Annotated in this window: 19 protein-coding genes; 5 read left to right on the top strand and 14 right to left on the bottom strand. The window is 56.5% G+C overall.

The genetic code is table 11. From position 1 onward, the window contains the following. Positions 1-1,262: 1,262 nt before the first annotated feature. Genes JOD69_RS19110 through JOD69_RS19150 form a run of 9 tightly spaced genes read right to left on the bottom strand, consistent with a single transcriptional unit; the run spans position 1,263 to position 9,436 of the window. A complete protein-coding gene (locus JOD69_RS19110) occupies positions 1,263-2,051 on the bottom strand; it encodes a hypothetical protein (protein WP_086133563.1) in 789 nt (262 codons plus the stop codon). Beyond that, entirely contained in the window at positions 2,048-2,791 is a 744-nt protein-coding gene (locus JOD69_RS19115) for a type III pantothenate kinase (protein ID WP_168183761.1), read from the bottom strand. Before JOD69_RS19115 ends, JOD69_RS19110 begins: the two co-directional genes overlap by 4 nt. A 13-nt stretch (positions 2,792-2,804) precedes the next feature. After that, a complete protein-coding gene (locus JOD69_RS19120; protein ID WP_086133565.1) occupies positions 2,805-3,794 on the bottom strand; it encodes a biotin--[acetyl-CoA-carboxylase] ligase in 990 nt (329 codons plus the stop codon). Between the two features lie 24 nt (positions 3,795-3,818). Further along, positions 3,819-4,454 carry a PilZ domain-containing protein gene (locus JOD69_RS19125; protein ID WP_166642521.1) on the bottom strand — a complete coding sequence of 212 codons (636 nt, stop codon included), beginning with the start codon at positions 4,452-4,454 and terminating at the stop codon, positions 3,819-3,821. Between the two features lie 19 nt (positions 4,455-4,473). Continuing rightward, on the bottom strand, positions 4,474-5,787 hold the full coding sequence (locus JOD69_RS19130) for a replication-associated recombination protein A (RefSeq protein WP_077728050.1): 1,314 nt from the start codon (positions 5,785-5,787) through the stop codon (positions 4,474-4,476). A 4-nt stretch (positions 5,788-5,791) separates the two neighbouring features. Continuing rightward, on the bottom strand, positions 5,792-6,415 hold the full coding sequence (gene lolA / locus JOD69_RS19135; RefSeq protein WP_077728049.1) for an outer membrane lipoprotein chaperone LolA: 624 nt from the start codon (positions 6,413-6,415) through the stop codon (positions 5,792-5,794). Positions 6,416-6,429: 14 nt separating this feature from the next. Further along, positions 6,430-7,791, bottom strand: a complete 1,362-nt coding sequence (gene purB, locus JOD69_RS19140; protein WP_077728048.1) for an adenylosuccinate lyase — start codon at positions 7,789-7,791, stop codon at positions 6,430-6,432. 36 nt (positions 7,792-7,827) lie between these two features. Beyond that, positions 7,828-8,952, bottom strand: a complete 1,125-nt coding sequence (mnmA, locus tag JOD69_RS19145) for a tRNA 2-thiouridine(34) synthase MnmA (protein ID WP_086133567.1) — start codon at positions 8,950-8,952, stop codon at positions 7,828-7,830. Between the two features lie 4 nt (positions 8,953-8,956). Then, positions 8,957-9,436, bottom strand: a complete 480-nt coding sequence (locus tag JOD69_RS19150) for an NUDIX hydrolase (RefSeq protein WP_077728046.1) — start codon at positions 9,434-9,436, stop codon at positions 8,957-8,959. A gap of 160 nt (positions 9,437-9,596) precedes the next feature. Here JOD69_RS19150 and JOD69_RS19155 point away from each other — a divergent pair, with 160 nt between their 5' ends. The 3 genes from JOD69_RS19155 (at position 9,597) to clpA (ending at position 13,071) form a co-directional block, all read left to right on the top strand. Next, a complete protein-coding gene (locus JOD69_RS19155; RefSeq protein ID WP_077728045.1) occupies positions 9,597-10,349 on the top strand; it encodes an elongation factor-1 alpha in 753 nt (250 codons plus the stop codon). Positions 10,350-10,467: 118 nt separating this feature from the next. Next, on the top strand, positions 10,468-10,788 hold the full coding sequence (clpS, locus tag JOD69_RS19160) for an ATP-dependent Clp protease adapter ClpS (RefSeq protein ID WP_077728044.1): 321 nt from the start codon (positions 10,468-10,470) through the stop codon (positions 10,786-10,788). A 15-nt stretch (positions 10,789-10,803) separates the two neighbouring features. Further along, a complete protein-coding gene (gene clpA, locus JOD69_RS19165; RefSeq protein ID WP_077728043.1) occupies positions 10,804-13,071 on the top strand; it encodes an ATP-dependent Clp protease ATP-binding subunit ClpA in 2,268 nt (755 codons plus the stop codon). A gap of 4 nt (positions 13,072-13,075) precedes the next feature. On the opposite strand, the gene infA is transcribed toward clpA, so the two are convergent. Genes infA through JOD69_RS19185 form a run of 4 tightly spaced genes read right to left on the bottom strand, consistent with a single transcriptional unit; the run spans position 13,076 to position 15,936 of the window. Next, on the bottom strand, positions 13,076-13,294 hold the full coding sequence (infA, locus tag JOD69_RS19170) for a translation initiation factor IF-1 (RefSeq protein WP_026609371.1): 219 nt from the start codon (positions 13,292-13,294) through the stop codon (positions 13,076-13,078). A gap of 50 nt (positions 13,295-13,344) precedes the next feature. Continuing rightward, positions 13,345-14,070 (bottom strand): arginyltransferase, encoded by a 726-nt coding sequence (locus JOD69_RS19175; protein ID WP_086133568.1) that lies wholly within the window; start codon positions 14,068-14,070, stop codon positions 13,345-13,347. Beyond that, positions 14,067-14,771: a leucyl/phenylalanyl-tRNA--protein transferase gene (aat, locus tag JOD69_RS19180; RefSeq protein WP_086133569.1), complete on the bottom strand. Its 705-nt coding sequence runs from the start codon at positions 14,769-14,771 to the stop codon at positions 14,067-14,069. The genes JOD69_RS19175 and aat overlap by 4 nt, the downstream gene beginning before the upstream one ends. After that, complete coding sequence (locus JOD69_RS19185) at positions 14,746-15,936, bottom strand: GNAT family N-acetyltransferase (RefSeq protein ID WP_086133570.1); 1,191 nt, start codon at positions 15,934-15,936, stop codon at positions 14,746-14,748. The genes aat and JOD69_RS19185 overlap by 26 nt, the downstream gene beginning before the upstream one ends. Before the next feature lie 93 nt (positions 15,937-16,029). Between JOD69_RS19185 and ettA the strand changes: the two genes are divergently transcribed. Further along, on the top strand, positions 16,030-17,697 hold the full coding sequence (gene ettA / locus JOD69_RS19190) for an energy-dependent translational throttle protein EttA (RefSeq protein ID WP_086133571.1): 1,668 nt from the start codon (positions 16,030-16,032) through the stop codon (positions 17,695-17,697). Between the two features lie 287 nt (positions 17,698-17,984). Here the strand turns inward: ettA and JOD69_RS19195 are convergent, their stop codons facing one another. Next, entirely contained in the window at positions 17,985-18,632 is a 648-nt protein-coding gene (locus JOD69_RS19195; RefSeq protein WP_210024161.1) for a glutathione S-transferase, read from the bottom strand. Between the two features lie 91 nt (positions 18,633-18,723). On the opposite strand from JOD69_RS19195, the gene JOD69_RS19200 reads away from it, so the two are divergent. After that, positions 18,724-20,466, top strand: coding sequence for a DEAD/DEAH box helicase (locus JOD69_RS19200; protein ID WP_210024162.1), 1,743 nt, complete (start codon positions 18,724-18,726; stop codon positions 20,464-20,466). Positions 20,467-20,481: the final 15 nt, after the last annotated feature.

Here is a 20,481-nt window from a genome sequence, read left to right on the forward strand (position 1 = left end):
TCGAGGGAGTCGTGTTCAAGGATGGAGTTCAGGAAGACGTCGAGAAAGTCGCCGCCTGAGCCCACCCCCGTACACAACATTTGACCATTACTCAATGAAGTCTGACGAGTTGGCCTGTACTAGCGGCCAGCGAAAGCTGGGAGATCATGACTTTCTGTGCTTCGCTGGGCGTATTAGTCGTCGGGTAGACGATCCAAAATACCGCTGCAGACTGCTCCACATATCCAGTAGGCCCGAGATGGTATGGACAGTTGTTGACATTATTACAGGCTTGGGGATCTACCCAGACATAAAAGCCCGATCCACTTGCCTGGGTTGCGTACACTTTGCACCAGTCTTGAGTCCATCCCGGACCGACCGCCCACCCGGATACCGGAATCGACAGCACAACGGCCAGAACGCTGTATAAACCCGATCGAAACGGCGTTTTTGTTACGCGTGGCACAATTGTTCGCCGCATGGCTTGCTCCTGGTTCTTATAGTGAAGTCGAAATTTCTGCCCCGTTCTCTCGCTGGTCGAAAATCCGGGGAACAAAGGCTATTCCGCTTGGGCCTGCATGGAGCGCTCATTTGGAAATCGCGTGAGCCTTTATCCAGCAAACGTCCCGAAGCCCAGAACATGGGCTATCAAATCTCGAACATCCGCCCGCCTACAGCGCGCACATCAGTTGGCGAAAAACGAACGACCTTAGCCAAGGGCTTAACCGGCGAATAGGAGGGGGCGACGCGGTGTCATCATGGCCATTCCGGACGATGCCTATGGCGCACCCGAACAGTCTGCCTCAGAGTCGGGTTTTTGTTTTCGTCTGAAATCCGAATAAAGGCTCGATCAAGCCCCCTGCGGCTCTCGTACTTGCGCGCAAGTTTGACGGCTGTAACTCAAGCGTGACAAGTCAGCCAAAGCTGAAAAATATGTAAGCCTTAGCGGACAGATGTTGAGGTGTGAATAATTGAAGTGCTCACGCCATTACGGGTTTAGCCAGAGAGGGGGGACACGAGGGCGTAAGAAAGGGCATGCGCAACGGCTTTCAGATCCACACCGCTAAACTGTGGTGAAAAATGCTCAAGGCACTCGTTGATGTGGTCGGCGAATCCGCTTACGAGATCGCTGCGTTATGCAAGCTGTCGAGAAACGAGCCACATCTCAGGCGTCGGCAAAGGATTGCCGACTTACGCCTTTCCAGAAATGAAACACATCCGTCGGGGAAGGATTATCGACCTTCGGCACTGCCTCCAGCGGATTTATCGAGGATAGCGGCCGATCAATCACAGGGAATGAGAGCCGGGGATAACCCCGCTGCGCCCTTCGCATCCGTAGACTTCAGAATTTCGTCCAAGTCCGATGCTGGACGAGTCCATGGAATCCGAACCCAATAAGCCTCGTTTCGCACCTGGCGGGGCACTACCTCGGTAATGATGCCCTGTTCCGTGAATGTTTTCTGAGCCTGCTCGGCTCGGTTTCTGGTTTTAAAAAGACCAAGGGATATCGCGCCTTGCAAAGCGCCCTTGTCGAACAGCCAAAGGTCGGTTACTCCTTTCTCGAGCAGCATCTTCCGGTTCGCCTTGGCGGTATCCAGATCGTGAGCCTTGGGAAACAGCACCCACCAACCGTCGGTCAGATCCGAAGGTTTCTTGATAAGGCTAGCCTGATCGGACTCAGGCTTAACCAGATTCAAGACTTCGCGCGCCCGCGTCTCGTCCGTAATCGGGCCCCACTGAAAACAGCCCGATTCCACGGCCCGTGTCGACAATGTGGACGGCGTGTCGGTAGGTACTTCCGATTTTTGGGCCGACTCCGATTCGACAATCGATGTCGTCCCCTTGATCTGTTCCGGCTTAGCCTCGGTCGTGGACACCTCGGCCAAAACCAGGTCAGGGGCCTTTTCGGGCGACCCAGTGCGCTCGCTGAGCAAAGCTATTTGTTCCACGACATGGGGGAGCCGCAATTCCTGATAGGACGACGCACTACTGACTCCCCGCCCGAGTATGCTGCTTTCCCACAGGAAAAATACGACGTTCGCCAGAATCAGACTATAAAAAGCATACTTCATGAAACGCTTCTCGCGATGCGGAGCAATCCCCGCAAAATCAGATCCGGAACCACCTTACACGGGCCGTCGAGTTTGTCGGCAATCCTATCCGCATCGCCGCCGGTAATGACCAAATCGGGTACATGCCCCAATTCTTTCTCCGCTTTTCCGACCGATCTCTCGATCAGTCCCGCGCAAGCGGCTAATACTCCGCCTTCTACGGCTGCGGCTGTGCTCCGTCCTAAAACCTCGGGATCGCCGCAGTCGATTTCTCCGATGCCCTTCGTTTCCAGCGCCAACGCCCGTTTCATCATCGCCAAACCGGGCGCGATGAGGCCGCCGAGATGCCGGCCTTGCGCATCAAGTACGTCGAAGGTCAACGCGGTACCACAGTCGGCGACACAGACCGGCCCCTTGCTGAACTCCCGCACGGCAATCAGACTCACCCAACGGTCGACCCCTAGCTTTTCCGGCTTTTCGTAACCGTTCACCACACCGTAGCCTCGATCGGCCGGTTTGACGAAGTTTGGCGAAACTCCCCAGCGTCTTTGCGTCCAGGCCGTTGCGATGTGTTCCGCCTCGCCGCCGACAACGTTACAGATATATATGCGGCGCTGTATGGGCAGAGTCAGCCAGTGGCGGTCGAATGACTCTTCTAGCGATTCGCCAGCCGAAGGGAAAGATTCGCCCGAAACAATCCGATTGTCTTGGGCGATTCCCCATTTCACTCGGCTGTTGCCGATGTCGACCAGAAGCCGCATGACAGTCTCCGGCTCAGCCGGCGATCCGGAGCCGCACATCACCGGATGCGAACTCGCGGCGTTTCCCGTCCTTGCACACCACGACCAGCAACCCTTCTCCGGTAACATCCGCAACTGTGCCGGCGGTTTCCGTATCGCCCTGACGGACGACCACCTCGCGCCCGGTCAGATGATGATAGCGACGCCATTCAGCAAGATAGGGCCCAAGTCCGGTGTGCCGATAATCGTTCAGCAAAGGCAAAAGCTCGCTCAGAATCGAGGCGGCCAGGCGGTTTCTCGAGGGAGCCGATGCGCCGGCCACCGTGGCAAGATCGACCCACGCCTGATCTATCCCGCGCCCCACGACGGGGGGAATGTAGCGGTTCAGCCCCAAGCCCACGATCACGGCGCATCCGCCATGGGCTTCCCCGGCGACCTCCAGCAAGATCCCCCCCAATTTGCGATCTTCCCACAAGATGTCGTTCGGCCACTTGAGTCCGACCCCGATAATCCCCGTCCGGTCCAGTGCCCGAATCACGGCTACTCCGACAGCCAGGCTAAGTCCTGCCACACGGGAGTGATCGTCGAAACGCCACAAGACCGAGAGATAAATATTTGCTCCCAGGGGCGAAAGCCAGGAACGACCTATTCGTCCCTTGCCGGCCGTCTGCGTTTCCGCGAGGCATACCGCCCCCGAGGGAGCACCTTTCGCAGCGAGGCGCATCAAATGCGTATTTGTCGAATCGATCTCGTCGCAGATGTCGAGACCGCCGAGCAGCCGGCCGGCGCTCGGACTCAACGAGGATTGGATGACTGTTTCGCTGAGCAATTCAACGGGCTGGGTCACCCGGTAGCCTTTGCCCGGCAAGGCAGCGATTTCAATCCCACGGTATTGCAGGGCACGAACGGCTTTCCAGACTGCCGTTCTGCTGATACCGAGGCGACTCGCCAGTTCCGTTCCGGAGTGAAAGCCATTGTCGGACAGCAAATGAAGCAGGGTCTTAGTCAGCGCATCGTACTGCATGAATAAAGCGGGGCGCGGAAGCGCTTATTCCGATGGCTGTTTCTTGTTTCTAAGCTGCTGCAGCTGCCGTCTGACGACGTGGCGAATCAGTAGCTCCCGATCGCTGTCGCGCAAGCCGACGAAATCCACGGAAATTTGGTAAGGCAGCTCGGAATCGGGCCCGTTCTTTTTGCAATAAACGATACGACCGTACGCAATTAACCCGATCAGATCAGGCGGCAAGACCATCTTGATTTCCAGCACTTTACCTGGAGCATAGGGCTTTTCCACATCGAAGGATAAACCGGAAGCGCTGAGGCTAACACCTTGAGTGGTCTGCTCCGGCAAGTTGGCCTCGTAGCTCAGGAAAGCCCGGGCGATGAGATCGATTTTGCGCTCCAGAACCTTCAAGAAATCGCCGATTTCCGGAGTGTCTTTTTCTATTCGCCGCAGCAGCTTTCGGGACTCCTGAGTCAGCAAATCCAGGCTGGCTGAAAGGGCGAAAGAATCCAAGGGAAAGTCCCGCGGACTTCGGTTATCAGGAATCTCATCGGGCGCTATTTCCCTGAAAAAAAGAATAATCTCGTCTTCTATCCGAAAATATCGCCTGCGCTCCTTTTCCGCGTCCCTGCCACTCATCGGTTCCGTCCCCTCGTCATGATCCGCTTGGTGGTCGACCATAAAACTCATCCGATAGTAACTAAGTCTTATCCAGAGCCGCCTTATCTAAAACCTTCAGCCGTTCCAATTTTTCCGCGATCTTGATTTCCAGCCCTCTCGAAACCGGCTTGTAGTATGCACGGGGCGGAAACCCTTCGGGGAAATAATTTTCACCCGCCGCATACGCTTCGGGTTCATCATGAGCGTAACGGTAATGCTTTCCGTAATCGAGTTCCTTCATCAAGCGCGTGGGGGCGTTGCGAAGATGAGTCGGCACTTCCAAACTGCCGGTTTTGGCAGCATCGGCACGAGCCGTATTATAGGCGACGTATACCGCATTGCTCTTGGGGGCACAAGCGAGATACAGAACCGCTTGAGCCAGGGCCAGTTCGCCTTCCGGGCTGCCGAGACGCTCCTGAGCATCCCAGGCGTTTAGGGACAGCTCCAGCGCGCGCGGGTCCGCATTGCCGATATCCTCGCTGGCGATACGGACGATGCGGCGTGCGAGATAAAGCGGATCGCAGCCGCCGTCCAGCATGCGGCACAGCCAGTACAAGGCCGCGTCCGGAGCGCTGCCCCGCACCGATTTGTGCAGCGCGGAAATCTGGTTATAAAAATCCTCGCCCTGCTTGTCGAATCGCCGGTTTCCGCCGCCGGCGAGCACTTCCCGTGCGATGTCCGTGGTGATTTTGTCTTGTCCCACTTCCAACAGATCGAGAGTGATCTCCAGCAGACTCAGGACTTTTCGAGCATCACCGTCGGCCGCCTTGGCGTACCAGCAGCGAAGCTCCTCGGGAAATCCGAGGTCCGGCCGGCCGACGCCTCGTTCGCCATCCCGCAAGGCCCGCTCGATGAGATCCAGCAGATCGTCTTCCGACAAGGACTTCAACAGGTAAACGCGGGCACGCGAAAGCAAGGCGTTGTTCAGCTCGAAGGACGGATTCTCGGTGGTGGCGCCGATGAAATAGATGGTGCCGTCTTCCACATGGGGCAGAAAGGCATCCTGCTGGGATTTATTGAAACGGTGCACTTCGTCCACGAATAGAATGGTGCGCCGATTATGCTCGGTCAAAAGCCGCTTCGCCTCGGCCACCGCTTCTCGGATTTCCTTGACGCCCGCCAGTACCGCCGAGATCGGCAGGAATTCCGCGTCGGCGTGACGGGCGACGATCCGCGCCAAGGTCGTCTTGCCGGTGCCGGGCGGCCCCCAGAAAATCATCGAATGAAGCTTGCCGGCCTTGATGGCCTCATAAAGAGGCTTGCCGGGCGATATCAAATGCCGCTGGCCGATATACTCGTCCAGGCAGCGGGGCCGCATCCGGTCGGCCAGAGGTCTCTGAAGATCCGTATTCACGCGTTTATTTTTCCTCGAACACGTCGACTCCCGGCGGAGGACGGAATTCGAACAGGCTGCGGTCCAGCTTGAGTCCCGTTTTCACCCCGGTGAAATAGATGCGGGTGAGCTGGCCGAAATTGTCGCTCAGTTCCATCCCCGCGAGCGTGTCGCCGTCCAGGCCGATCAGGACGTATTTGAATCCGCTGTCTTCGGCCTTCGGCACCAGCTTGATCCAGAACAAGCCCTCGTCCATGCCCTGATTCTCGATCTTGAAATTCTTTTCCAGCGCCACTTCGCCGCTCAGCAGCAGAGCTGGCGTGGAACCGATCGCATCGTCGAGGCGCTTGGCGGTTACCTGTTCGAGGTCGACGTCGTAGAACCAGACCTTGCCGCCATTGGAAACGATTTCCTGGCTGTAAGGCTTCTTGTAATCCCAGCGGAACTTGCCGGGACGCTGAAGATAGAACACGCCGCTGGTGCGCTGGCGGGGACTGCCGGCTTCATCGATCACGACCTGGGAAAATTCCGCCTGTAGGGTATTCGCTTTCGCCAGGAAATTCCGGAGCCGCTGGACCGGCGCCTCTTCCGCCGCTATCGGAAAGACCGGAAGAACGATCAATAAAAGAAGTAATGCTTTTTTGAACATCGTTTGTTTGTTACTCAAGAGTTCTTGGCCAGAACTTCCGCATAGCCGGTGTAATCGCGGGGCGTCAACGCCAGCAAGCGCTGCTTCGCGTCTTCCGGAATGCTCAGCCCGAGGATGAACTCGGACAGCGCCTCCGGCTCGATGCGCTTGCCCCGGGTCAGGTCTTTCAGCTTTTCGTAAGGCTTTTCGATGCCGTAACGGCGCATGACCGTTTGAATCGGCTCCGCCAGCACTTCCAGATTGGCGGCAAGATCGGCTTCCAGTACGCCCGCGTCGAGTTCGAGCTTCCCGAGCCCCTTGAGGGTCGATTGCAGCGCGATCAGCGTATGGGCGATCCCTACGCCGATGTTCCGCAGCACGGTCGAATCGGTCAAATCCCGCTGCCAGCGCGAGATCGGCAATTTTTCAGAAAGATGACCGAAGACCGCATTGGCCATCCCGAGATTGCCTTCCGAATTCTCGAAATCAATGGGATTGACCTTGTGCGGCATGGTCGAAGATCCCACTTCGCCAGCCACGGTTTTCTGGCGGAAATAGCCCAGCGAAACATAACCCCACACGTCGCGGTCGAAATCGATCAGCACAGTGTTGAAACGCGACAGGGCGTGGAAAAACTCGGCAAGATAATCGTGAGGTTCGATCTGGGTGGTGTAAGGATTGAACGTCAAACCCAAAGACGTAACGAAGTTTCGGCAAAAGATCGGCCAATCGATCTCGGGATAGGCAACCCGGTGGGCATTGTAATTGCCCACGGCACCGTTGATCTTGCCCAATAGTTCGATCGACTCCAATTGCTTCAGCTGTCTTTCGAGGCGGGCCGACACGTTGGCGAACTCCTTGCCCATGGTCGTCGGCGTAGCGGATTGTCCGTGGGTACGAGACAGCATCGGCTGGCCAGCATAGATCCCCGCCTTTTCTTTGATGGCGGCAACCAGTTGCCGAATCTGCGGCAGCAGAACGCTGTCCCGAGCTTCCTTCAGCATCAAGGCATACGCCAGATTGTTGATGTCCTCAGAGGTGCAGGCGAAGTGGATGAACTCGCTCACCCGAACCAATTCCACATGATCGGCGATCTTTTCCTTGAGGAAATATTCCACCGCCTTGACGTCGTGATTGGTCGTCCTTTCGATTTGTTTCACGCGTTCCGCATCGCTTACGGAGAAACCGGTCAGGATAGCCTCCAGGCGATCGTTGGCGCTATCGCTCAGCGCAGGCACCTCGCCAATGCCCGGCTCTCCTGCCAAAGTTTGCAGCCACCGAACTTCCACCAGCACCCGGAAACGAATGAGGCCGTATTCGCTGAGGATCGGGCGCAACTCGTCCGCTTTGTCGGCATAGCGCCCGTCGATGGGGGAAAGGCAGGTGAGAGACGTCATTCAGAAAACCTTAACTTTATAGTGAGATTGCGAAACTCAGGCCACAGCCCGAAAAACCGACGTCGAGGTCGGGGCGGCATCTAACGCGCGCTCGATGATCCCGCCGCCCAGGCACTCCTCGCCCTGATAGAACACCACCGATTGGCCCGGAGTCACGGCGCGCTGCGGTCGATCGAAGACGACGCGGATTCTCTGTTCGTCGACAGCTTCGACGGTACAGATCTGATCCGGCTGACGGTAACGGACTTTTGCAGCGCATCGAACAGGCGTATCGGGAGCCTTGCCGCGCACCCAGCTCAAGCTTCCGGCTTCCAGGCCGGCATGGAACAGCATCGGATGATCATGCCCCTGACCGACCACCAGAACATTGCGCTTCAAATCCTTGGCCAATACATACCATGGCTCTTCCGAGGCGCCTTTCATGCCGCCGATGCCGAGTCCTTGCCGTTGCCCCAGGGTGTAATACATCAACCCGTCGTGGCGTCCGATGATTTGACCGTCGGGCGTTTCAATCTCGCCCGGCTGAGCAGGCAAGAAACGCTGCAAGAATTCCTTGAAACGACGCTCGCCAATGAAGCAAATGCCGGTGCTGTCTTTCTTCTGATAATTGGATAATCCCGCCTGCTCGGCGCGCGCTCTGACTTCGGATTTTTCCATGCCCCCGATCGGGAACAATATACGAGCCAACTGCGGCTGTCCCAGGGTGTAGATGAAATAGCTTTGATCCTTCTGTTGATCGATCCCTTTCAGCAGAGTGTAACCGCCGTCCCGACGTCCGACCCGCGCGTAATGCCCCGTCGCGATCAAATCGGCGCCTAAATCCGTCGCATAATCCATAAAGGCTTTGAACTTGATCTGCTGATTGCAGAGGATATCCGGATTGGGCGTACAGCCAGCTCTATACTCGCTCAGGAAGATCTCGAACACCTCGTCCCAATATTCGGCGGCAAAATTAACCGCGTGCAACGGAATGCCCAGTTTGTCGCAGACGCCTTTCGCGTCGGCGAAATCCTGTGGAGCGGTGCAAAGGCCGGTGTGATCGTCCTCCTCCCAATTCTTCATGAAAAGACCGATCACGTCATAGCCCTGTTCCAGGAGCAACAAAGCGGTGACGGAGGAATCCACTCCGCCTGACATACCGACGACGACTTTCTGGGACATGAATTCAACTCAGCAAGGATTTGAGCACCGACAAGGGATAGCGTTCCCCGGCGAGATAATCGTCGATGCATTTCATCACCAAAGGACTTCGAAGACGCATTTTCTCGCTCAAAAGTTCCTCGCGGGTCAGCCACAAACTGCTCACGATGCCCTCGTCGAGAGGACTATCCGGATCGTGACCATCAACCGACCCGACAATTCCGATTCGAAGAAAACTGGCGTCTCCCGCAGCCCGGCGCCATAGATAAATCCCAACCAGTGCCTCGGGTCTGAAATGCCATGCGGTCTCTTCGAAGGTTTCGCGGATAGCGGCCTCGATGACGTTCTCTCCTGCTTCGACATGACCTGCGGGCTGATTGATCACAAGCTTGCCGTTATCGGCTCGCTCCTCGACTACGAGAAAACGCGCGTCCCGCTCGACGATGGCCGCGACGGTGACTCGCGGCCTCTCATTCCGGCTGAATTCGGTTTCGAGCTGGTGCATGCACTTTTAACTGATGTGTAAATTGCCTAGCCGGTTCGCGTGTGCTAAAAGAAAAACGGCCATATAACATATAGAATTAGAATGTTGCGAGGTTTGTCGATGCCCGGTGGGCAGGCTAGGATAAACCCTCTAACTTACCCCTTCCGGCTGGAGCTGAATCATGCCGTTCAACCTAAGCAGTTTAGGATTAGCGATAAAGCTGTTATTTTCCGGTTATTTGACGGTCATAGCAATCGGCTATGCCGTCGCAATGATCCAGATCCTGTTTACCCACGGAATGGCTGACGGCAAATTCGGTCTTTCCATCGAAGATATCGTCTACAGCTATTACGGCAATCGTTCCGGTTCCGTACTTGAAAGCCAGCTGAACGGCTCCATGAAGCCCATGGCGCCGGACGAAGAACGCTTCAAGATCATCCAATGGGTGCGCGACGGCGCCAGCGAGAAAGCTTATGAAAGCGACATAAAGCCCATCTTCGAGCAACGCTGCGTCAGTTGTCACAATGCGGAAGCCGGCGGATTGCCCGACTTCACGCAATTCGCGACCATCAAAGCGCGGACCGCATCCGACGAGGGCGCGACTTTCTCGTCATTGACGCGCGTGTCGCATATTCATTTATTCGGCATTTCATTCATTTTCATGTTCGTCGGACTGATCTTCGCCTTATCCACGGGAGTTCCCGTGAAACTGAAGGGCGCGGCGATCATCATGCCTTACGCTTTCTTACTGCTTGACATCACATCCTGGTGGCTGACTAAACTGAACCCACACTTCGCCCTCCTGGTCGTTCTTGGAGGCGCTGGTTTGGCTATGGCGTTCGTATTCATGTGGGTGGTCTCGATGTACGAGATGTGGATACTCCCCAGAAAGCTTCCTTTTCCGGATCGTCGTAACGCTTTAACGCGATCGTGAAACCTATGGCGAATGGTTGTGACGGGAAATCATTTATACCAAGGGCGGTCTAATACAACGGAGCCCGCAGATGCTATAGTAGCCGTGGTCTAGACATGTTGCAGTTCAAGGGCGAGAAATGGCACAACATCCTGATCACAAGCTCACAGACGATGTTGTCGTACAGGAAGCGAAGCCAAAACTTAAACGGCCACCGCTTTATAAAGTGATTCTGTTGAACGACGATTTCACTCCGATGGATTTCGTCGTTTTGGTATTGAAAACGTTCTTCGGCATGAGCGAGGAAAAAGCTACCCAGATTATGCTTCACGTTCATACGCGGGGCATCGGCGTTTGTGGCGTCTTCTCCAAGGACGTTGCAGAAACCAAAGTCCAGCTGGTGAACGATTATTCTCGGCAGCACCAGCATCCTCTGCTTTGCACAATGGAGGAAGCCTGAACAGGCCCTGATTCTATGTTAAGCAAAGAACTCGAATATTCATTAAACGTCGCGTTCCGATCGGCCTACGAGAAAAGGCACGAATTCATAACCGTCGAGCATCTCTTGCTCGCGATGCTCGACAATTCGATAGCCGTTGAAGTGCTTCGAGCCTGCGGCGCGAACATCGATCAATTGAGAAAGGATCTGACCGAGTTTCTGGATGAAACGACGCCGCTCATCCCGCCTGGCGTGAAGCGCGAAACTCAGCCGACGCTCGGCTTTCAGCGAGTCCTCCAGAGAGCGGCCTTTCACGTCCAGTCCTCGGGCAAGAAAGAGGTCACCGGCGCCAACATCCTGGTCGCTATTTTCAGTGAGCAGGACTCCCAAGCCGTTTATCTGCTCAACAAGCAGGACGTGACCCGCTTGGACGTCGTCAATTACATTTCTCACGGCATTTCGAAAGTTCGCGAAGATTCGGATGCGAGTCCGAAAAGCAGCACCACTTCGGAAAGCGACGAAGGTGAAGGCGCTGCCGCCAATCCTTTGGAAAAATTTGCTTCCAACCTTAACGAATTGGCGAAACGCGGAAAGATTGACCCGCTGATCGGACGCAAGGGCGAGATCGAACGCACCATCCAGGTCCTGTGTCGGCGTCGCAAGAATAATCCGTTGCTGGTCGGCGAGGCCGGCGTCGGTAAGACCGCGATCGCTGAGGGACTGGCCAAGAAGATCGTCGACAAAGAGGTGCCGGAAGTCCTGTCGGAAAGCACGATTTATGCGCTGGATCTCGGCTCCTTGGTTGCCGGAACCAAATACCGCGGCGATTTCGAGAAACGTCTCAAAGCATTGCTTGCACAGCTCAAGAAAGAGCCCAATTCGATTCTGTTCATCGACGAGATTCACACCATTATCGGAGCCGGATCGGCGTCGGGCGGCGTGATGGACGCCTCGAACCTGATCAAGCCGGTATTGGCCTCGGGCGAACTGCGCTGCATTGGGTCCACCACTTATCAGGAATATCGGGGTATTTTCGAAAAAGACAGGGCTCTGGCCCGTCGTTTTCAGAAAATCGATATCCATGAGCCTACTGTCGACGAGACCTACCACATTCTGCGCGGACTCAAGTCGCGGTTCGAAAAACACCATGACGTGAAATATTCACTGGCAGCGCTCCGCACGGCAGCCGAATTATCCGATCGGTACATTACCGACCGTCACTTGCCGGACAAAGCTATCGACGTGATTGACGAGGCAGGGGCCAGCCAGCGGCTGTTGCCGGTTTCCCGCCGGAAGAAGCTGATCGGCACTTTGGAGATCGAGGATATCGTCTCGAAAATCGCGCGCATTCCGCCGAAAACGGTTTCCACCAACGACAAGGACAAACTGCGGGATCTCGAAAAGAATCTGAAGATGCTGGTATTCGGCCAGGATGAAGCCATTTCGACCTTGGCCTCCGCGATCAAACTGTCGCGAGCGGGACTTCGTGAAGTGCAAAAACCCATCGGCTGCTTCCTGTTCGCAGGCCCAACCGGCGTTGGAAAAACCGAAGTCACCCGGCAGTTGGCCAAGGTACTGGGCATCGAGCTCATCCGCTTCGATATGTCCGAATACATGGAGCGGCATACCGTATCCCGATTGATCGGTGCCCCGCCCGGCTATGTAGGCTTCGACCAGGGCGGCTTGTTGACCGAAGAAGTCAACAAGCATCCGCATGCAGTGTTGCTTCTCGACGAGGTCGAGAAGGCCCATACCGATGTGTTCAACCTGTTGCTGCAGGTCATGGATCACGGCACCTTGACCGATAACAACGGACGAAAGGCCGATTTCCGGAATATCATCCTGATCATGACGACCAATGCCGGAGCCTCCGAGGGCGGCAGGCCGTCGATCGGTTTTACCCAGCAGGATCACTCCACCGACAGCATGAAGGTCATCGAGCGAATGTTTTCGCCCGAGTTCCGCAACCGGCTGGATGCCATTATTCAGTTCAAGCCGCTCAACCTCGACATCATCGGCCAAGTCGTCGACAAGTTCATGTTCGAACTGGAATCGCAACTGGCGGAAAAGCGGGTGTCGGTGGTTTTGGAGCCCGATGCGCGGGAATGGCTGGCCGAACACGGCTTCGACCCGTCTATGGGGGCGAGACCCATGGCCCGGGTTATTCAGGAAAACATCAAAAAGCCCTTGGCCGATGAAATCCTATTCGGCAAGTTAAGCGAGGGCGGAGTAGTGAGAATCAGCGTGGAAGATGGCCAACTGGCGTTTACCATCGAAGGCGTGCACGAAGCAGCGGAAGTCTGAGTTCTTAACGCTGACGAAAGGTGATTCGGCCTTTCGTTAAATCGTACGGCGTCATTTCCACTTTTACGCGGTCACCCGTCAGAATGCGGATGTAATGCTTGCGCATTTTGCCGGAAATATGTGCCGTAATAATATGACCGTTATCCAACTGGACGCGAAAAGTCGTATTGGGCAAAGTTTCGATCACTTTGCCTTCCATTTCGATGTGATCTTCTTTCGACATAAACCTCTCTCAAAAGTGAATACGAACGGTAAAAGCCGAATAATATCATATTAAGTTTCAAGCACGATATTCTCGCCTTTTTCCACCAGTACCCAGTCTTCGCCCACCAGAGCCTGTAGAGGACGAAACGAATTTTTATAGCTCATTTTTCGGCAACCGGATATCCAGAATCCGAGATATAGCCAATCCAATCCGCGTCGTTTGGTCTCCGCTACTTGCCACAAAATGGCATAGCTGCCCAGGCTGAGTGCGGGTAAATCGGGATCGAAGAACGTATAAACCGCCGAGAGGCCATCGGCCAAACAGTCGGTGACAGCTACTGCCAACAAGCTATCCCCGCGCTTAAACTCGTAGAAACCGGTCTCCGCCCATCCGCACGCAAGAAAACGAATGTAATCCTCCGCCGAGGATTCGGCCATATGGCCATCCGAATGCCGCGCATTGAGATACCGCAGGAAGAGTCGATAGTGCGCCTCTTCGAATCGAGCCGGCTTCAGAGCAATTTCCAAATCGGCATTCATCCGCTGAATCCGACGCTGCCCGCGATTCGGCCGAAATCGCGCGACCGGTATGCGTACCGGCACACAAGCCGAGCAATTCGAGCAGTGCGGCCGGTAAACCATGTCGCCGCTTCGACGGAAACCTCTGGTTGCGAGCCACGAATAAATATCGACATCCAATGCCTCCCGTGGCGAAACATAAGCCATCTGCGCCTGCCTTCCCGGCAGGTAATCACAATCGTGCTCATAGCTGATGTAGAGCGGTATCGATTTCATAAAACCCCGCCCGCCGACTTCCAAGCCTCGCTCGAAACCGGCTGTTCACAATAAATTTGCAACAATTTCACAAACTCCGAGCGCGGAATCTCTTCCGCTCCCAAACTGGCTAAATGCCGGGTATAGACCTGGCAATCGATCAGGACATAACCCCACCGCTTCAAACAGTCGCACGCGAAAGCGAAAGCAGCCTTGGAAGCGTCAGTGACATGGTGAAACATCGATTCTCCAAAAAACACCCGGCCGACCGAAACCCCGTAAAGTCCGCCAACGAGAGCCTCTTCCTGCCACGCTTCGAAGGAATGGGCCAGGCCCAGATCAAAAAGATTGGAATAAGCCCGCTTCATCTCCCCTGTTATCCAGGTTCCACTCGCATAGTCTCGCGGCTCCGCACAAGCATCCATGACGCGGTCGAAACATACATCGAAACTGAAACGAAACTCACCGCGCCTGAGCCGCTTGCCAAGGCTCCGGGAAATCTTGATGTTCTCGGGACGTAGGATCAACCGCGGATCCGGCGACCACCAGAGAATCGGTTCGTCTTTGCCGAACCACGGAAAAACGCCGCTCCGATAGGCATTCACCAGCCGCCGCGCAGAGAGACACCCGCCCACCGCCAAGAGTCCGTTCGGTTCATCCAGAGCCGTTTCCACCGGCGGAAACGGCTCGTTTCGATCAAAGGGATTCAGAACGGTCAGCATGGTCGAAATTTTTGAAAGGCGAGTGGGCATTTAGTTCCGACATATAGGCGCGTACCAAACCCATCTCCCGCTCCAAAAAGCGTGCTATGGGGTCGCGGAATCCGACGTCGGCCAGCCAGTGGGCCGACCAGGTCTCGGTCGGCAGAAAGCCTCGACTGACTTTGTGTTCGCCCTGAGCGCCGGGTTCGAAGCGACAGAGGCCCTCATCGATACAATATTCAATGCCCTGGTAATAGCAAGCCTCGAAATGAAGAGCGGTCACGTCCTCCGTGCATCCCCAGTAGCGACCGTACAATGCATCGCGACCGACGAGAAAAAATGCTGCCCCGACGATTCGTCCGTGTCGCTCGGCGAGAACCAAAAGGATTTGCTCTCCCATCTTTGCGGCAATCGCTTCGAAAAACTCGAGCGTCAGTGCCGGATAGTTGCCATGTCTCGCGAAGGTGGACCGGTAAAGCTCGTACACCGTACGCCAAATGTCGGGCTCCACTCGGTCGCCCCGGATTCTTCGCAACTCCACCGAGGCGTCCCGCACCTGCCGGCGCTCCCGCTTCACTTCCTTGCGCCGCTTGGCGGTAAAGCCCGACAAAAAGTCCTCGAAATCCCGGTAGCCCCGGTTTTCCCAGTGGAATTGACAGCCGAGCCGCTTCAACACGCGCTCCGAATGCAGCAATACCCGGTCCTGCGTGAACAACCAGTGCAGCGAGGAAACTCCCGCATCACGCGCCGCCTCGATCGCGGACTCGACCGCGGCTTCCGCCAAGCTATCCGAGTAACGCTCGGGCGGAATCAGAAGACGCGGGCCCGTGGCCGGCGTGAACGGCGAGGCCACGACCAGCTTCGGATAATAGGGCATGCCTGCTCTTTCGTAGGCGTCCGCCCAGGCCCAATCGAAAACGAATTCGCCGAACGAGTTGAGTTTGAGATACGCCGGCAGGGCGCCTACCAGGCGGCGCTCGGAATCCTCGATCACCACATGGTAGGGAATCCAGCCGACGTGCTCGCCCAGGCAACCGCATTCCTCCAATGCGAGCAAGAATTCATGCCGTAGAAAGGGATAAGCGCCGTCGGTCAGCGCATTCCAGGCTTCGGGCTCGACCGCGCCGATATTGCGAATGATGCGCGACCTCAAGCCCGCCAACTGCGTCTTGTCTTGGGCATTCATCTCGTATCCTCAACAGTCAAAAGGCCGCATGCCGTGATCGATTCGCCAAACCATGAAATAATAACGCCTTTCCGCCAACACAATCCTGTCAAAATGGCTCAGTACATTTTCACGATGAACCGGGTGAGCAAAATCGTGCCGCCCAAACGCGAGATTTTGCGCGACATCTCGCTGTCCTTCTTTCCCGGCGCAAAGATCGGTGTGCTCGGCCTGAACGGGTCCGGCAAATCCACCCTGCTCCGCATCATGGCCGGCGTGGACAAGGAATACGACGGCGAAGCCCGGCCGCAGCCTGGAATCAAGATCGGCTTTCTTCCGCAGGAGCCTCAGCTCGACCCGACCAAGACCGTTCGCGGCAATGTCGAAGACGGCGTGGCTGAAATCAAGGCGTTGGTCGACCGCTTCAACGAGGTCAGCAACGCTTTCGGCGAACCCGACGCCGATTTCGACAAATTACTCGCCGAGCAGGCTGAACTCCAGGACAAAATCGAGGCTGCCGGCGCCTGGGAACTCGAACGCAAGCTGGAAATCGCCGCCGACGCCCTGCGCCTTCCGGACTGGAACGCCGACGTCACCAAGCTTTCAGGCGGCGAACGCCGCCGCGTCGCCCTGTGCCGGTTGCTGCTGTCGAATCCCGACATGCTGCTCCTCGACGAACCCACCAACCACTTAGACGCCGAATCGGTGGCTTGGCTCGAACGTTTCCTCCACGACTTTCAGGGCACGGTCATCGCCGTTACCCACGACCGCTATTTCCTGGACAATGTCGCCGGCTGGATTCTCGAATTGGACCGCGGCCACGGCATCCCCTGGGAAGGCAATTATTCCTCCTGGCTGGAACAGAAGGAAAAACGCCTGGAAATGGAGGAGAAGCAGGAAACCGCCCGCCAGAAAGCCATGAAGGAAGAGCTGGAATGGGTGCGCGCTAATCCCAAGGGCCGGCAGGCCAAGAGCAAGGCACGTTTACAGCGGTTCGAGGAACTGTCGTCCAGCGAATACCAGGCCCGTAACGAGACCCGCGAGATCTATATTCCGCCGGGGCCACGCCTGGGCGAACTGGTGGTGGAATTCGAGGGCGTCTCGAAGGGTTTCGGCGACCGACTGCTGATCGAGGACCTGAACTTCCGGCTGCCGCAGGGCGGCATCGTGGGCGTGATCGGCCCCAACGGCGTCGGCAAAACCACCCTGTTCCGCATGATGGCCGGTGCCGAAACGGCCGACACCGGCAATATCCGCGTAGGTCCGACGGTTCAGCTCGCCTATGTCGAGCAGTTCCGCGACGCCATGGACGACAAGAAAACCGTCTGGGAAGAAATTTCCGACGGCCTCGATATGGTCACGGTGGGCAAGTATCAGACGCCGTCCCGCGCCTATGTGGGCCGCTTCAACTTCAAAGGCTCGGATCAGCAGAAGCGCATCGGCGAGCTATCGGGCGGCGAACGCAACCGAGTTCATTTGGCCAAGCTGCTGAAAGCCGGCGGCAACGTGCTGTTGCTCGACGAGCCGACCAACGATCTCGACGTGGAAACCCTGCGGGCGCTTGAGGAAGCGCTGCTGGAATTCCCGGGCTGCGCTGTGGTCATTTCGCACGATCGCTGGTTCCTAGACCGCATCGCCACCCATATGCTCGCCTTCGAAGGCGATAGCAAGGTGGTCTGGTTCGAGGGCAACTATGCGGACTACGAAGCCGATCGCAAGCGTCGTTTAGGCGACGAAGCGGAAAATCCGCACCGGATCCGCTTCAAACCCTTGATGGGCTGAGAGCTTGTGGATAAACCTACTGCGCGATTCGAGTCCGCGCCTGCGGTGCTCAACGTACTCGATCTAACCAAGGCATCGCGTAGCGATTCTTTGAATCCCCCTCTCTCCTTATGGGAGAGGGCCGGGATGAGGGCCTGTACGCCTGTGCTTTTCACGCCGGACCTCCGTGTCCGGCACCCTATGGGCGGCAACTGCCGTGCAAATCGGCATTCCTGCCGATTTGTCGGCACGGACTCGAACCGCTCGCGACGGTTTCTCACAAGCTCTGATTCGAAGCTGTAATATGGTTATTTCTTCGCAAAGAAGGCCGATATGGCGGCGGCTCGATCCGCCGCCACTTTCTTAACGTGCGGACGGGATTCCATCATGCCCATATAATCGGCGGCGCCGGTGACTTTCTGCAAGAAATCCTCACCGTAAATGCGTTGCGTGGCGGATGACAGCAAACCGAAACTGGGCCAGAGGGCACAATCGGCCGCCGTGAAACGCTTGCCGGCTACATAAGGAGAAAATTTCGCGAGGCGATTGAACGCATCGATGCCCATACCGATTTTTTCCTTGACCTCGGCCTTGGTTTCATCCGAGGCTGAACCGCCGAAGAATGCCTCTCCGTACAGGCGCCGGACGACGAGTTCCACATTCAGCTCGAAATGTTGAATCAACTCCCGGCACTTGGCACGCTCGAAAGGGTCGGATGGATAAAGCGGATTTTGCGGAAACGCCTCTTCCAAGTATTCGAGAATGACCTGGGACTCCGAGAGCGGTCCTTTATCGGTTAACAAAAAAGGAATCTTACCGGCGGGCGAGAATTGCAAAATTGCTTCCTTATGGAACGGATTGGCCGCCTGCTCCTCGAACTCGATGCCTTTTTCCAGAAGAACCAGCTTGACCTTATTGTAATAATTGCTGATAGGAAAACCGCAAAGCTTAATCATCAATCCTCTCCTGAGTTAATAGCCGAAACGCCGGTTCCGAAAATCCAGAGTATCGTACATCGAACATCGCTCCACTAGCTCTATCGAACACATGACATTACCCAATTCAGTTACGTCCTTCGAACAATTAGCCATTGCCCAGCCCATCCTTCAGGCGCTCCGAGAGATCGGTTATGAAGCCCCGTCGCCTATTCAGGCGGAAAGCATCCCTCACCTATTGGAGGGACGCGATTTGCTCGGACAGGCCCAGACCGGCACAGGAAAAACCGCGGCCTTCGCAATTCCCATCCTGACCCGGATCGACCTGTCCCAGCGTTCGCCACAAGCCCTGGTGCTCGCGCCCACCCGCGAACTCGCCATCCAGGTGGCCGAGGCCTTCCAAACCTATGCCCGCCATCTCGAAGGCTTCCACATTCTGCCCGTTTACGGCGGCCAGGGCATGGGATCGCAATTGCGGCAACTCGCCCGCGGCGTCCATGTCATCGTGGGCACGCCGGGCCGGGTAATGGATCATCTCCGCCGCGGAACCTTGTCTTTGGATAATCTGACCACGCTGGTACTCGACGAAGCCGACGAAATGCTGCGCATGGGCTTCATCGAGGATGTCGAATGGATTCTGGAACAAACGCCGCAGACTCGCCAGATCGCGCTGTTTTCGGCCACCATGCCGACCGTCATCCGCAAAATCGCCGACCGGCATCTCAACAACGCGGCGGAAGTAAAAATCAAGGCGAAGACTGCCACCGTTGAGGCCATCAGCCAGCAATATTGGCTGGTCTCGGGCGTGCAAAAGCTGGAAGCCCTAACCCGCATTCTCGACGCGGAAGATTTCGACGCCATGATCATCTTCGTCCGCACCAAGACCGAAACGGTGGAGCTGGCCGAGAAACTGGAGGCTCGCGGGTATGAGGCCGCCGCCCTGAACGGCGACATGAGCCAGGTCTTGCGCGAGAAAGTCATCGACCGCTTGAAGAAGAATGCCCTGGACATCGTCGTCGCCACCGACGTCGCCGCACGCGGGCTGGACGTGGAGCGGATCACACACGTGGTGAACTACGACATTCCCTACGACAGCGAAGCCTATATTCACCGCATCGGGCGCACCGGGCGCGCCGGGCGCAAAGGCAAGGCCATTCTGTTCGTCGCTCCGCGAGAAAGGCGAATGCTGCGCGCCATCGAGCAAACCACTAGACAACCCATACAGCAAATGCGGCTGCCTACCCTACAGGACATCGCCGACCGGCGCATCGAGCAGTTCAAGGCTCAGTTGGTTCAAACTCTGGACGACGAGGACGTGAGCTTTTACCGGGAACTGGTGGACAAATTGGTCACCGACGAAATAGGCGATTCCGCCGATATCGCCGCCGCCCTCGCCTATCTGATGCATCGCGAACGTCCGCTGGAAGCTACCGAGGAACCGGAACTATCGGCTCCGGAACCGGTTCGTGAACGCCGGCGGGAAAGAACACGCCCGGAAGGAGGAACACTGCGCTACACCATCGACGTCGGCCGCGAGCACGGCGTGCAGCCCAAGGATATCGTCGGCGCCATTGCCAACGAAACCGGGCTTTCTTCCAAGCTGATCGGTCAGATCAAACTATTCGATACTTACAGCACGGTAGAACTTCCGGCCGATCTCCCGGACGATTTCTTTAGGCTACTGAAGAAAACCTGGGTAAAAAACCAACGCCTCAATCTGCAATTGCTGGACGACGGGGGTCGGAAACCGGGCAAGAAGCCGGCAAAGTCCGGCGAACGCAAGTTCGGGAAACCGAAAGCCTCGGGGCAGGATAAACCGGCGGCGAAACGCCGCCCCAAAGAAGACCAGCCTTAAACCGGTCGTCCGCCT

The organism is Methylocaldum sp. RMAD-M, from assembly GCF_017832375.1.
GTDB lineage: Bacteria > Pseudomonadota > Gammaproteobacteria > Methylococcales > Methylococcaceae > Methylocaldum.